12 protein-coding genes are annotated in these 14,160 nt (G+C 38.0%); 3 read left to right on the forward strand and 9 right to left on the reverse strand.

Annotation, left to right across the window (positions count from 1 at the left end; translation table 11 throughout):
* Positions 1–1,523 (reverse strand): DUF2207 domain-containing protein (locus STRINF_RS00195; RefSeq protein WP_006530980.1); only part of this gene is annotated, 1,523 nt, incomplete at its 3' end.
* 136 nt (positions 1,524–1,659) lie between these two features.
* Here STRINF_RS00195 and STRINF_RS00200 point away from each other — a divergent pair.
* The 3 genes from STRINF_RS00200 to STRINF_RS10090 all read left to right on the forward strand — a co-directional run bounded on the left by STRINF_RS00200 (position 1,660) and on the right by STRINF_RS10090 (position 4,244).
* Positions 1,660–3,231, forward strand: a complete 1,572-nt coding sequence (locus STRINF_RS00200; RefSeq protein WP_006530981.1) for an ABC transporter permease subunit — start codon at positions 1,660–1,662, stop codon at positions 3,229–3,231.
* Positions 3,231–3,971 carry an amino acid ABC transporter ATP-binding protein gene (locus STRINF_RS00205; protein ID WP_006530982.1) on the forward strand — a complete coding sequence of 247 codons (741 nt, stop codon included), beginning with the start codon at positions 3,231–3,233 and terminating at the stop codon, positions 3,969–3,971. Before STRINF_RS00200 ends, STRINF_RS00205 begins: the two co-directional genes overlap by 1 nt.
* 153 nt (positions 3,972–4,124) lie before the next feature.
* The gene (locus tag STRINF_RS10090) at positions 4,125–4,244 is read left to right on the forward strand and encodes a putative metal homeostasis protein (RefSeq protein ID WP_115283727.1); all 120 of its coding nucleotides are present in this window, start codon (positions 4,125–4,127) and stop codon (positions 4,242–4,244) included.
* Between the two features lie 90 nt (positions 4,245–4,334).
* On the opposite strand, the gene STRINF_RS00210 is transcribed toward STRINF_RS10090, so the two are convergent.
* The 8 genes from STRINF_RS00210 to STRINF_RS00245 form a co-directional block, all read right to left on the reverse strand.
* Complete coding sequence (locus STRINF_RS00210) at positions 4,335–5,219, reverse strand: SPFH domain-containing protein (protein ID WP_006530984.1); 885 nt, start codon at positions 5,217–5,219, stop codon at positions 4,335–4,337.
* Positions 5,220–5,351: 132 nt separating this feature from the next.
* Positions 5,352–6,602 carry a threonine ammonia-lyase IlvA gene (gene ilvA / locus STRINF_RS00215; protein ID WP_006530985.1) on the reverse strand — a complete coding sequence of 417 codons (1,251 nt, stop codon included), beginning with the start codon at positions 6,600–6,602 and terminating at the stop codon, positions 5,352–5,354.
* A 106-nt stretch (positions 6,603–6,708) separates the two neighbouring features.
* A complete protein-coding gene (gene ilvC, locus STRINF_RS00220) occupies positions 6,709–7,731 on the reverse strand; it encodes a ketol-acid reductoisomerase (protein WP_006530986.1) in 1,023 nt (340 codons plus the stop codon).
* Between the two features lie 67 nt (positions 7,732–7,798).
* Positions 7,799–8,284 (reverse strand): acetolactate synthase small subunit, encoded by a 486-nt coding sequence (ilvN, locus tag STRINF_RS00225; protein ID WP_006530987.1) that lies wholly within the window; start codon positions 8,282–8,284, stop codon positions 7,799–7,801.
* Complete coding sequence (locus STRINF_RS00230) at positions 8,277–9,980, reverse strand: acetolactate synthase large subunit (RefSeq protein WP_006530988.1); 1,704 nt, start codon at positions 9,978–9,980, stop codon at positions 8,277–8,279. Before STRINF_RS00230 ends, ilvN begins: the two co-directional genes overlap by 8 nt.
* A gap of 135 nt (positions 9,981–10,115) precedes the next feature.
* Positions 10,116–11,837 (reverse strand): dihydroxy-acid dehydratase, encoded by a 1,722-nt coding sequence (gene ilvD, locus STRINF_RS00235; RefSeq protein WP_006530989.1) that lies wholly within the window; start codon positions 11,835–11,837, stop codon positions 10,116–10,118.
* A 206-nt stretch (positions 11,838–12,043) separates the two neighbouring features.
* A complete protein-coding gene (locus STRINF_RS00240; RefSeq protein WP_043878251.1) occupies positions 12,044–13,714 on the reverse strand; it encodes a DAK2 domain-containing protein in 1,671 nt (556 codons plus the stop codon).
* Positions 13,714–14,079 carry an Asp23/Gls24 family envelope stress response protein gene (locus STRINF_RS00245; protein WP_006530991.1) on the reverse strand — a complete coding sequence of 122 codons (366 nt, stop codon included), beginning with the start codon at positions 14,077–14,079 and terminating at the stop codon, positions 13,714–13,716. The genes STRINF_RS00240 and STRINF_RS00245 overlap by 1 nt, the downstream gene beginning before the upstream one ends.
* Positions 14,080–14,160: the final 81 nt, after the last annotated feature.

Raw genomic sequence — 14,160 nt, forward strand, 5'->3', positions numbered from 1 at the left:
GTTATCATACCATGAACTTTGTAATAATGAGATTTAACCATGATAATGACCAAACTCAAAACAACCAAAGCTAACAAAAGACCATAAGCAAGAAAAACTAGATTTAGATTAAACAAAAGATAGATTAACCCAATACCAACAGGTATCAAGGTAAGGAATAGGAGACCTTTTGCATATTCAAATTTCTTAGCAATACTATCACTTAAGTTCTCACGAATTTCTGGTAAAGCTTTTTGTGAAATTTCTTGATTAACTAAGTCAGTAATTTGTTCAAGTTTAGCAAGATAGCGATCATTGAAAGCTTCACCAAGACTGTTTAATTTTGTTTCTAAAGTATGACCTTTGTATTTCTTCTTATAGTTATCTACCAAATTATCATCAAAACGATAATCTGCAAACAAGTCTTCAATTTTTATGGTCTCTTTTCCACCAAATGCCATATCAATTACTTCTGCTTCATAGCTTGTCATTGGCTTATCCAGATGACAAGTTAATTCCTCATCGCTTGCAGTAATCACATGGCGATCAATCAAATCAAGCAAAGTCGCCTGCATGGCAGTTTCAAATTTAAATTTTTGTGAAATTGGACTTCCTTTGGTATCTGTATCTTGCAAATCAACATCATAGATATACTGCATGATTAGCAAAGGTGACCAATCTTCTGGCGCTTCATAAGAACGACTATCATGACTAAATTTTTCATATTTCTTAGCCAATTTTTTACCTGTAAAGAAGAAAATCCAAGCCAAAACAATCAAAATAATAACAAGAGCTGGCACAAGGTAAAACAATACCACTTTAAGCAACTGACTTTTACGAGCAATTTTTGCTTCTTGCTTGATAATAGCTGCTTTACGTTTACTTGCAATGGTTGCAGGAGTTGTCAAAATAGTTTTATCCCAGTAAGCGTGCAACTCTAACTTTCCATCAACATTTTCAGCCGTAATTCGATAACCATCAGGTAATTTTTCAACAGTTACCGATTTCAAGTAACCTCTATGAGCCCAAAGTTTGCGATTAGCAGTTGTTTTATCTGTTAAGACTGTAAAAGTAACATGGCGCAATGTTTCATCCCAGTCACTAATCGGTACCCAATTAAGCTCTGCGACATCTTGATAAGGAAATAGTAAATGCGATAGTTTCCAGTGTAGCTTAACAGTTACAATGTCACCGCTGGAACCAGAATTGTAGATTTTCACTTGGTAACCATCACCAAGGTCATTTACCACCGGTCTAACCGTCCGACTAACACCGTTAACCTCAGCTGAAACTTCTGGCTGGTTATTAACCGAAAAACCTTCTGGCATGTGACCGGCTTCTCCCAAAGTCACCACCTGCCCATTGTATGAGGAATCAAAGCGATAAGTAATAGTCTGATAAAAATCAGCAGCATTATCATCATGTATCGCTAAAACACCATCATAATTGCTGATACTATAGTCAACATCGCTATCAGCAAAAACTGGAACTGATAATCCTAAAATAGTAGCGACTGCTAGTAAAAATATTCTTAATTTTTTCATGATCTCCTACTCCTTTCTTATATCCCTATTTTATCATAATATATTGTATAAATATTCTATTTTTGGGTCTATCGTGTTGAAATCAGACCCTATTTCCTGTAAAATAGTAAGGTACAAGAATAGACAGGAGTCTTAAATGAAAAAGTTACTTTTAAGTTGTTTCGCAGCCCTTCTTCTTCTCTTTGGAGGAATGACTAGCGCAAACGCTGACGAATATCTTCGTGTCGGTATGGAAGCAGCCTACGCCCCATTTAACTGGACACAAGATGATGATTCTAATGGAGCTGTTCCTATCGAAGGAACTAGCCAGTATGCTAACGGATACGATGTCCAAATAGCTAAGAAAATAGCAGATAGCTTAGGCAAGGAACTCCTTGTTGTCAAAACTACTTGGACAGGATTAATTCCAGCACTTACTTCCGGAAAGATTGACATGATTGCTGCCGGAATGAGTCCTACCGCTGAACGTAAGAAAGAAATTGCATTCTCAGATAGTTACTATACAAGCTACCCAGTTATCGTTGTTTCTAAAAAAGGTGACTTTGCACAAGCTACATCACTTAAAGATTTTGCTGGTGCAAAATTAACATCTCAACAAGGTGTCTACCTTTACAACTTGATTGACCAAATCAAAGGCGCTTCAAAAGAAACTGCTATGGGTGACTTCAACCAAATGCGTCAAGCACTTGAATCTGGTATTATTGATGGTTATGTTTCTGAACGTCCTGATGCTATCTCTGCTGAAAATGCAAATAGCGACTTCAAGATGATTGCTTTTGAAGATGGGAAAGGTTTTGCGACATCTAAAGCAGACACAGCCATTGCCGTTGGTCTTCGTAAAGATGACACTGACACACTTGCTAAAGTAAATGCCGTTTTAGCTGGCATCTCTGATAATGACCGTTTGCAACTCATGGATGACATGATTGAAAAACAACCAGCTGACAAGTCTGAAAAAGATCAAAAGAGTAATTTCTTCACTGATATGTGGGGAATCTTCGAGAAAAACTGGAACCAATTCCTACGTGGTGCGGGAGTTACACTTCTCATCTCTATCATCGGTACAATTGTTGGTCTCTTTATCGGTCTTTTGATTGGTGTTTACCGCACAGCTCCAAAAGCTGCCAATAAATTCCTTGCTGGTCTTCAAAAAGTATTTGGTTGGTTACTTAACGTTTACATTGAAATTTTCCGTGGTACTCCGATGATCGTACAAGCAATGGTTATCTACTATGGTACAGCTCAAGCCTTTGGTATCTCAATCGACCGTACACTAGCTGCAATCTTTATCGTTTCAATCAACACTGGTGCTTACATGAGTGAAATCGTTCGTGGTGGTATCTTCGCTGTTGATAAAGGTCAATTTGAAGCAGCTACAGCACTTGGATTTACTCACGGTCAAACAATGCGCAAAATCGTTCTTCCTCAAGTTGTTCGCAATATCTTGCCAGCAACAGGTAACGAATTTGTCATCAACATCAAAGATACTTCAGTATTGAATGTTATCTCAGTTGTCGAACTTTACTTCTCAGGTAATACCGTTGCAACTCAAACATATCAATACTTCCAAACATTTACAATTATCGCTATTATCTACTTTGTTCTCACCTTTACAGTGACACGCATCTTGCGCTTTATCGAACGTCGTTTCGATGCGGACACTTACACAACTGGTGCTAACCAAAACCAAACGAAAGAGGTGAAATAATGTCTCAACCTATTATTGAAATTAAACACCTTAAAAAATCTTATGGACAAAATGAGGTCCTAAAAGATATTTCACTTTCTGTAAATAAAGGTGAAGTTATTTCTATCATTGGTTCATCAGGTTCAGGGAAATCAACATTCCTCCGCTCTATCAATCTTTTAGAAGATCCAACTGCTGGAGAAATTCTTTTCCACGGACAAAACGTTCTTGAAAAAGATTATAACTTGACAGAATACCGTGAAAAACTTGGCATGGTTTTCCAATCATTTAACCTTTTTGAAAACTTAAACGTTCTTGAAAATGCCATTGTTGCTCAAACAACTGTTTTGAAACGTTCTCGAAGCGAAGCTGAAAAAGTCGCTAAAGAAAACCTTACAAAAGTTGGTATGACTGAGCAATACTGGAAAGCTAAACCAAAACAACTTTCTGGTGGTCAAAAACAACGTGTGGCAATCGCTCGTGCCTTATCGGTTAACCCAGAAGCAATGCTCTTTGACGAGCCAACTTCTGCCCTTGACCCAGAAATGGTCGGTGAAGTTCTTAAAACAATGCAAGAACTCGCTAAATCAGGTTTAACAATGATTATCGTCACTCACGAAATGGAATTCGCAAGAGATGTTTCAGACCGTGTCATCTTCATGGATAAAGGTGTTATCGCTGAAGAAGGTACACCTGAACAAATCTTCGAACACCCACAACAAGAACGTACAAAAGAGTTCTTACAACGTTTCTTGAAATAATTACTTAAAGCAACCTTTCCTTTTTTGGAGGGGTGTTTTTTTGTGCCAAAAACTAATTTTAAGCCAAATTACAGCAGATACTTTACTGGTTAAGTATTTTGTGTTATACTACTTCATGTTAACGTTAATAAATCTATATTTAAGGAGGTTGATATGGCTGAAAAAAATGATTTAGCATCTGCACATCGCAGACTTAAAAGTCCCAATATCAAAACACGGAAACGTGCTCTGAAAATAATCCATGAATATAAACGGTATAAAAGAAACATGTAACTCCTATTTCAATCCCTAACAAAATGCCAGACAAAAAGTCCCTATTGCAATTCCTTCCGTCTGCAATAGGGTACTTTTTTTTAGTTTTAACTATTTAGCTTTCAATGATGACAAAATTTGTGTGCGAATATCTTCAATACCTTCTGGATGATTTGGCAAGAACAGTGTTTGATTGCCCTTAGCTGCAAATGTATTTAAGGTATCAAGATATTGGTTAGTCAATAGAATAGACATGATTTGTTCTTCAGTCATGCCTACATTGGCATCTTTTAATTCTTGAATTGACTCAGCTAGACCATCGACAATCGCTTTACGTTGTTGGGCAATACCAACACCATGAAGGTGATCTTTTTCAGCTTCAGCTTCTGCAGCTGTTACAATTTTAATTTTATCCGCATTAGCCAATTCTTGAGCCGCTACACGTTTACGTTGCGCAGCATTGATTTCATTCATTGATTGTTTAACTTCAGCATCAGGCTCAACTTTAGTAATCAATGTTTTAACAATAATGTAGCCGTAAGTTGACATTTCTTCAGCCACTTGGTGTTGCACTTCAAGAGCAATTTCATCTTTTTTCTCAAATAATTCATCCAAAGTCAATTTTGGAACAGATGAACGAAGAGCATCTTCGATGTATGATTTGATTTGAGCTTCAGGACGCATGAGTTTGTAATAAGCATCTGTCACGTTTTGTTCATTCACACGGTATTGTGTAGCAACATTCAAAGTCACAAAAACATTATCCTTGGTTTTCGTTTCCACAACGATTTCAGATTGCAAAAGACGCAACTGAATACGCGCAGCAATTTTATCAATTCCAAGCGGCAGACGCACATGCATACCACTACCAGATGTTGTTTGGTATTTCCCAAAACGTTCGATAATAACAACAGTTTGTTGACGTACCACATAAAGCGTGCTAGCAACAACACTCAAAATAATGATAAGAAAAATAGCTAAAACAATTAAAATCATGATAAATCTCCTTTAAAATTATTTCTTTTTTCTAAAAAGTCAAGCAAAAACCTAGTCAAACTGTAAGGATCAACTAGGCTTGCTTGTCAATATAATAATAATTTTAAGAGAGAACAGAAGTTTATTTTAACATCAAACTAATAGATTATAGAGGCTTTCATTCCCGTGCAAATTGATATATGAAGGATCAAAACCAGACAAACGATCAATAAAATCATTGTAGTCATTTTTATCACCCAAGGTAATACCGATGAGAACAGGGCCTGTGCCTTTATTCGCACGTTTAATGTACTCAAAACGCGTAATGTCATCGTTTGGACCAAGAATGTTGTTGACAAATTCACGTAGGGCACCTGGACGTTGTGGGAAGTTAACCACAAAGTAATGTTTCACTCCATCATAGATAAGGGCACGTTCTTCCATCTCTTGCATACGATTGATATCATTATTACCACCAGAAATGATACAAACAACCGTCTTCCCTTTAATCTCATCTTTCATCACTTCAAGAGCTGCGATTGAAGAAGCTCCTGCAGGCTCAGCAATAATTCCTTGTTTTGAATACATATCGATAAGTGTTTCAGAAATCAAACCTTCATCAACACAAACTAATTTATCCACATGTTTACGAGCAACTTCAAAAGTTTTTTCACCAACTTTTTGCACTGCAATCCCATCAGCAAATTTATCGATTTCTTCCAATTTAACAGGATGTCCTTTGTCAAAAGCAGCACGCATGCTACGAGCACCTGAGGCTTCGACTCCAACTACTTGGATTTCTGGAGCTACATCTTTAATGTATGTGGCAACTCCTGCAATTAAACCACCCCCACCAACTGGCACAAAGATTTGATCAAAAGTTACACCTTCTTCTTGAGCTTGTTCATAAATCTCGTAAGCTACCGTTCCTTGACCAGCCTGCACATTTTCATCATCAAAAGGATCGATAAAAGTCATTCCTTCTGATTTTGTAAAATCTTGTGCTGCTTGAGCTGATGCATCAAAAGTATCTCCAACAAGCTTAATCGTCACATAAGGACCACCAAAAAATCTCACTTGCCCAATTTTTTGTTGCGGAGTTGTTACTGGCATAAAAATTGTTGCTGGAATCTTCATTTCATGACACGTAAAGGCAACACCTTGAGCGTGGTTACCAGCTGAAGCACATACTACACCACGTTTTTTTTCATCCTCTGATAATTGGTGAATAGCATAGTAGGCTCCACGAATTTTGAAAGAACGGACCTTCTGCATGTTTTCACGTTTAAGATAAACAGTTGCACCATATTTTTCCGACAAATAGCGGTCAAAATCTAGGGGTGTACGCTCAACAACATCTTTCAAGACGTCATAGGCGTCAACAACATCCTTAGCTAAGATCATAAACTACCTCTTCTAATATCTAAATATTTTATATGACAAATTGCTGATTAATAGATAAAAAACCGATGACAAACATCGGCCTTTTATAAGTGGATTTCTTCAAAAATTAGTTATAAATTTTGAATGCATCGTCATCGTTTTGGTTAACAAAAGGCATTGCTTTACGAAGTTCAGCACCCACTTTTTCAATTTCAAGAGCTGCAGCTTCTTTACGGTATGCTTCAAGTTTTGGACGACCTGCTTGGTAGTCGTTAACAAAATCTTCAGCGAATTTACCTGATTGGATATCAGCAAGAACAGCTTTCATATTTTCTTTAACATCTTTAGTGATAACACGTGGTCCAGATACGTAGTCACCAAATTCAGCTGTATTTGAAATTGATTGACGCATTTTCTTGAATCCACCTTCGTAGATAAGGTCAACGATAAGTTTCATTTCATGAAGAACTTCAAAGTAAGCCAATTCTGGAGCATAGCCAGCTTCAGTAAGAACTTCAAAACCAGCTTCGATAAGAGCAGTTAAACCACCACAAAGTACTGCTTGTTCACCAAAGAGGTCTTCTTCAGTTTCTTCTTTAAATGTTGTTTCAAGAAGTCCAACACGTGCAGCACCGATACCTTTAGACCAATCCATTGCGATGTCTTTAGCATTACCAGTAGCATCTTGGTAAACAGCGTAAAGTGCTGGTACACCAAATCCTTCTGTGTAAGTACGACGAACAAGGTGACCTGGTCCTTTAGGAGCACACATGAAGACATCTACTGTTTCTGGAGCTTTAATGTATCCAAAACGGATATTAAAACCATGTGCAAATCCAAGAGCGTTACCAGCTTCAAGGTTTGGAGCGATTTCTTCAGCATAAAGTTTAGCTTGGATTTCATCAGGAGCCAATACCATGATAACATCAGCAAGTTTTGTTGCTTCTGCTACTTCATAAGTATCAAATCCATCTTCTTTTGCTTTATCGAATGATTTACCATGGCGAACCCCAATGATAACATCGTGACCTGAGTCACGCAAGTTTTGAGCATGAGCATGACCTTGTGATCCATAACCAATAACGGCAATTTTTTTACCATCAAGAGCTGCTACTTTTACGTCTTTTTCGTATTCCATTGTTACTGCCATAATAAATATCTCTTTTCTATTTTTATTTTAACTGCCTGGCTAGGCAACTGTTAACTAAATTAATTGTTTAACAAGAAAAATCTCTTGAGAATCCTGTCGCACCTGTGCGGGCAAGATTCTGAATACCATAAGGTTTGACAACACGAAGCAAAGCATCGATTTTATCACCATCACCAGTTACCTGAATAGTAATTGATTTTGGTGCTACGTCAACAACACTTGCACGAAACGGTTGAATAACCGCTAAAATCTCGGCACGTTTGCTTGTTGGTGCTGTTAATTTAACTAAAATCACTTCACGTTCCAAGTGTGGAATATCCGTAATATCACGAACACGAAGCACATCAATCAAACGGTTCAATTGTTTGATGATTTGTTCAACTTCTTCCAAACTCTCGACATCGATAATAATCGTAATTCGAGAGACATTGTCTTCCATTGTTTGTCCAACGGAAATAGACTCAATGTTAACCTGTTGGCGTGAGAGGACGCCTGTGAAACGATTAAGAACACCTGTTGAATTTTGAAGCTTTGCTGTCAACATTCTACGCATTAAACTTCACCCCCAACATTTCACTATTTGATTTACCTGATGGAACCATTGGATAAACATGTTCACGATTAGAAATCGCAACCTCAATCAACATTGGCTTATTTTCAGCGATAACTTTCAAGTCCTCTTCCAATGTTTTCGGATTAGTAAATTTGTGGTGAGCAATGCCGTAGGCTTCTGCCATCATTTGGAAGTTTGGCTCATCATCAAAAGTCGACTCACTGCGATGTTCATCGTAGAAAGATTCTTGCCATTGACGAACCATACCAAGTGAGTGGTTGTTAATCAGAACCACTTTAATTGGAACACCATAACCATTTAGCAAAGCTAACTCTTGGTTTGTCATTTGGAAACCGCCATCACCGACAAAGAGAATAACTTCTTTATCTGGATTCGCTAACTTAGCACCGATAGCAGCTGGAATTCCGAATCCCATTGTTCCAAGACCACCAGATGTAATCAGTTGACGCTCATTTTTATATGGATAAAATTGAGCTGCCCACATTTGGTGTTGGCCGACGTCTGTAACCACGATAGCATCGCCATCTGTTACTTTACCAATTGTAGCAATGACATGTTGTGGTTTGATAACTGTTTCATCAAAGTCATAGCTAAACGGCGCTTTAGCTTTATTAGCAAGAACTGATTCAGTCCAATCATCGTGATGTGTTTTAACTTCATCTTCTTCCAGAAGAATCTGTAATGTACACTTGGCATCACCAACAATTGGAATTTGTGTCTTGACGACTTTTCCGATTTCCGCAGGATCAATATCCACATGAGCAACCACTGCTTTTTTAGCAAAAGTAGCTGGATTACCAGTCAAACGATCTGCAAAACGCGACCCAAAATTAATCATAAAATCACATTGTGTCAAAGCCATGTTTGACGCATATGAACCATGCATGCCACCCATCCCCAGAGAAAGGGGATGATTAATTGGCATAACACCCAAACTCAGTAAGGTTGAAACAACAGGAATGTTATAGCGTTCTGCAAAAGCAATTAACTCCTTAGAAGCACCTGAGTAATTGACACCACCACCAGCGATAATCAGCGGACGTTTTGCCTTTTTCAACTGAGTCAAAATTTTCTTGACCTGCAAAGCATTTGGTTCCAAGGTTGGTTGGTAACTTGGAAGATCAACAGTGGGATCATTATAAACTGTTGTTTTAGCAGCCGAAATATTTTTTGGAAGGTCAATAACAACTGGACCAGGTCGACCTGTTGTTGCAATATGAACAGCTTCTGTCACAATGCGTGGCACATCTGCAACATCACGAATCTGATAATTGTATTTCGTGATTGGCATTGTGATACCGATAATATCAGCTTCTTGGAAAGCATCTTTACCAATACCAGACATTCCGACTTGACCGGTAAAGATAAGCATTGGAACACTATCACTCATACCATCTGCAATACCTGTAATGGCGTTCGTTGCACCAGGTCCACTTGTTACAATAGCAACACCAAGTTTACCGGTTGATTTAGCATAACCTTCGGCTTCATGAAGGGCACCTTGCTCATGACGAGCCAAAATATGACGAATACCATCAAAATTATAAATCGCATCATACAGTGGCAGAACGGCTCCACCTGGGTAGCCAAAAATCGTATCAATTCCCAGACTAGCCAAGGTTTCCAATAATAATTCCGATCCATTCCTGGATTCTTTTAATCTAATCTGTTTCACAAAGTCCTCCTTTTCATATAAATTCCGAATTATCTAAAAATTCTAACATCTTGTTACTATAATAACATTTAAAAAAAATAAAGCAAGAGAAAGTGAACAAATATTTTGAACACTTTCAAAAATATTTAATCTGCCTTATTTATTTTCTTGTTTTTCACGTTCCGCTTTACGTTCTTCAAACTCTTCTTGAGTCATCATTGAACCACCAAAGTTAGCTGATGACGCAAAGGCTGTGTAACGACGTAACCAACCGCTTGAAATTTTTGACTTAAATGGTTTCAAGTGTTTGCGACGTTTTTCTAATGTCGCATCATCCACAAGTAAATCAATAGTACGATTTGTCAAATCAATATAGATTTCATCACCATCTTCGATGAGAGCAATATTCCCACCCTCTGCAGCTTCTGGTGACACATGACCAATAGCGATACCACGTGTTGCCCCAGAGAAACGACCATCTGTGATAAGAGCAACATCTTTACCAAGACCACGTCCAACAATCTTAGAAGTTGGCGCAAGCATTTCTGGCATACCTGGTCCACCTTGAGGGCCTTCATAACGAATAACGACCACATGACCTTTTTTAACGGTACCATTATCAATCAATTCAAGAGCTTCATCTTGTGAATCACAGCAAATCGCTTTACCACGGAATGTTTTAACAGAAGGGTCAACGCCACCAACTTTAATAACAGCTCCATCTTGTGCGATATTACCGTAAAGAACTGACAAACCACCCACTGGAGAAATTGGATGTTCAATTGGGTGAATGATTTCTTCATTCTTAATTTCTGCACCAGCTACATTTTCTTTCAAAGTCTTACCAGTAACTGTAATACGATCACCCTTGATAGTACCTTTTTTAATCAATTGATTAATAATAGCTGAGATACCACCTGCTTCTTGGACATCGTGCATAGTATAAACACTTGATGGTGCAATTTTAGACAAATATGGCGTCTTCTTAGCAATTTCATTGATATCTGTTAAATTATAATCGATACCCGCCTCACGTGCGATAGCAAGCGTATGAAGAACGGTATTGGTAGAACCACCCATAGCCATATCAAGAGCAAAAGCATCATCAATAGCTTCTTTAGTGATAATGTCTCTTGGACGCAAGTTATTTTTAACATTGTCCATCAAATGTTTAGCAGCTTGACGAACCAATTCACGACGTTGATCAGATACCGCAAGAACAGTACCATTTCCAGGAAGAGCAAGACCTAGCACTTCCATAAGAGAGTTCATTGAATTAGCTGTAAACATACCCGCACAAGAACCACATGTTGGACAAGCATTTTGTTCCAAATAATCCAATTCTTTCTTAGACATACCACCAGCTTGATAAGTTCCGACAGCTTCAAAAAGGCTTGACAAGGTTGCTTGGTGACCTGTCATATCAATACCGCCCTTCATCGGACCACCTGAACAAAAGACTGCAGGAACATTGGTACGAAGTCCAGCTAAAATCATACCCGGTGTAATTTTGTCACAGTTAGGAATATAGAAAACACCATCAAACCAGTGCGCATTAATGACTGTTTCAGCAGCATCTGCAATGATTTCACGAGATGGAAGGCTATAACGCATCCCAATATGCCCCATAGCAATTCCGTCGTCTACCCCAATGGTATTGAATTCAAAAGGAATACCACCCATTTCACGAATAGCTTCCTTGGCGACATCTGCCAATTCACGCAAATGAACATGTCCAGGAACAATATCAATGTAAGAATTACAAATTGCGATAAATGGTTTTTGCATATCTTTAGCAGATTTTACTTGCCCGGTTGCATAAAGAAGACCACGGGCTGGTGCTTTATCCACACCTACCTTAATCATGTCACTTCTCATCTGTTTTCTCCTATCAATTAAATCTTACACACCATGTTAACACTTTAAAAAATAAAGTCAAGAAAATTTTCAGAAGATTTTGTTAGTTAACAATTTTCTTTCTATTAGATATTGAATTGACGCCTTTTATGGAGAAAAGAAAATTTTTTACATAAAAAAAGAAAGCACCGAAGTGCTTCCTTCTATCTTTTATATTAAATAAGAAATTATTCAACACTCATCAAGTATGGATAAACTGGTTGTTTACCTTCGTGAATTTCAACTTCTACATCTTCGTAAGTCGATTCTAAGTAATCAGCTATTTCTTCTGCCAATTCTTGGCTTCCATCTTCACCAACGTAGATAGTGATAATTTCGCTATCTTCGTCAATCATTTTAGCGAATGTTTCTTTCAAAGTAGTTGTCATGTCTGGGTTTGAAACCACGATTTTACCATCAACCATACCTAGGTTATCATCTTGGTGAATTTCAAGACCATCAATTGAAGTATCACGAACAGCAAGTGTCACGCTACCACTAACAACATCTGAAAGGCTTGCAGTCATAGCTTCAACGTTTTCTTCCAATGATTGAGTTGGATTGAAGGCTAACAAGCTTGTAAATCCTTGAGGTACAGTACGTGTTTCAACAACTGCAGCTGGGACTTCAGACACTTCTGCTGCTGATTGAGCAGCCATGAAGATGTTTTTGTTATTTGGCAAGATAATAACATTTTTAGCGTTAACAGCATCAATAGCTTTCAAGATGTCTTCTGTAGATGGGTTCATTGTTTGGCCACCTGAGATAACGTAGTCAACACCTTGTGATTTGAAGATGTCAGCTAATCCATCACCAGCACATACCGCAACGATTGCGAAATCTTTTGCTTCTTGGCTAGCAGCTGTTGATTGAGCTTGATCTTTTTCAAGAACAGCATCGTGCTGGTTACGCATGTTATCAACTTTAACTTTTTTAAGAGCACCGTATTTAAGACCTTCTTGAAGGACTAATCCTGGGTCTTCTGTGTGGACGTGAACTTTAGCAATTTCATCGTCGTTAACAAGAATAAGTGAATCACCTAAGCCACTCAAGAAACCTTGAAACTCATCGTAGTTAAATTCTTTTACATAAGTAGGACCTTGTTTTAGAGCAACCATGATTTCAGTACAGTAACCGTACTTGATATCTTCAGTTGCAACGTGTTCAGCTACAGATTTGTGGTGTTCAGCGTTAATCATTTCTGTCATAACAGCTGGAGTTGCTTTGAAATCTTCGGAAGCAATATATTCACCAGTCAAAGCAGCAAGGAAACCTTCATAGATGAAGACCAAACCTTGACCACCTGAATCGACAACACCAACTTCTTTCAAAACAGGAAGCATTTCTGGTGTTTTAGCCAAAGCGCCTTTTGCACCATCAAGTGCAGCACGCATAACTTCAACAGCATCATCAGTTTCTTCAGCTTTTTTAAGCGCAGCAGTTGCAGCACCACGAGAAACAGTCAAAATAGTACCTTCAACAGGTTTCATAACAGCTTTGTAAGCAACTTCAACACCTGATTGGAAGGCATGTGCAAGGTCTTTACCAGTCAATTCTTCTTTATCTTTGATTGCTTGACCGAATCCACGGAATAATTGAGATGTAATAACCCCTGAGTTACCACGTGCACCCATCAAAAGACCTTTTGAAAGGATTTGTCCAACTTCTCCAACAGTAGATGCAGGTTTGTCTGCAACTTCTTTGGCACCATTTTCAATTGTCATTCCCATGTTTGTTCCTGTATCACCATCTGGTACAGGGAAAACATTAAGGGAGTTTACATATTCTGCTTGATTTCCAAGACGTGTGCTAGCAGCTTGAACCATTTCTTGGAATAAACTGGTTGTAATATTTGACACTAATCTTCTCCTACAACTTTAATATTTTGTACGTAAACATTCACCGTATCTGCTGAAAGGCCAAGTTGGTTTTCGAGGTTGAACTTGACACGTTCCTGAATGTTTTTTGATACCTCAGAAATCTTCACACCATATGACATTACAGTGTAAACATCGACTGAAATACCACTTTCTGTTGATTTGACAACAACACCTTTTGCGTAGTTTTCTTTACGCAGAAGCGCTTGAAAATTATCCTTAAGAGCACTTTTACTTACCATACCAACAACACCAAAAATTTCTGTTGCTGAACCACCAACAACAGTTGCAATTACGTCGTCAGATAACTCAATTTGGCCATCTTTTGTATTAATTTTCACAGTCATATTTACTACCTCAAAAGTTTTTATCAGTTTATTTTACCATATATTAGCCGTATTGTAAAAAATTATGGAAAATTACCGGCT

This window comes from Streptococcus infantarius subsp. infantarius ATCC BAA-102, from assembly GCF_000154985.1.
Lineage (GTDB): Bacteria > Bacillota > Bacilli > Lactobacillales > Streptococcaceae > Streptococcus > Streptococcus infantarius.

What these genes read in the sequence shown, in the direction of transcription:
- STRINF_RS00200 (WP_006530981.1), top strand. Translation starts at nt 1,660, where the DNA reads ATGAAAAAGTTACTTTTAAGTTGTTTCGCAGCCCTTCTTCTTCTCTTT.
- STRINF_RS00205 (WP_006530982.1), top strand. Translation starts at nt 3,231, where the DNA reads ATGTCTCAACCTATTATTGAAATTAAACACCTTAAAAAATCTTATGGA.
- STRINF_RS10090 (WP_115283727.1), top strand. Translation starts at nt 4,125, where the DNA reads ATGGCTGAAAAAAATGATTTAGCATCTGCACATCGCAGACTTAAAAGT.
- STRINF_RS00210 (WP_006530984.1), bottom strand. Translation starts at nt 5,219, where the DNA reads ATGATTTTAATTGTTTTAGCTATTTTTCTTATCATTATTTTGAGTGTT.
- ilvA (WP_006530985.1), bottom strand. Translation starts at nt 6,602, where the DNA reads ATGATCTTAGCTAAGGATGTTGTTGACGCCTATGACGTCTTGAAAGAT.
- ilvC (WP_006530986.1), bottom strand. Translation starts at nt 7,731, where the DNA reads ATGGCAGTAACAATGGAATACGAAAAAGACGTAAAAGTAGCAGCTCTT.
- ilvN (WP_006530987.1), bottom strand. Translation starts at nt 8,284, where the DNA reads ATGCGTAGAATGTTGACAGCAAAGCTTCAAAATTCAACAGGTGTTCTT.
- ilvD (WP_006530989.1), bottom strand. Translation starts at nt 11,837, where the DNA reads ATGAGAAGTGACATGATTAAGGTAGGTGTGGATAAAGCACCAGCCCGT.
- STRINF_RS00245 (WP_006530991.1), bottom strand. Translation starts at nt 14,079, where the DNA reads ATGACTGTGAAAATTAATACAAAAGATGGCCAAATTGAGTTATCTGAC.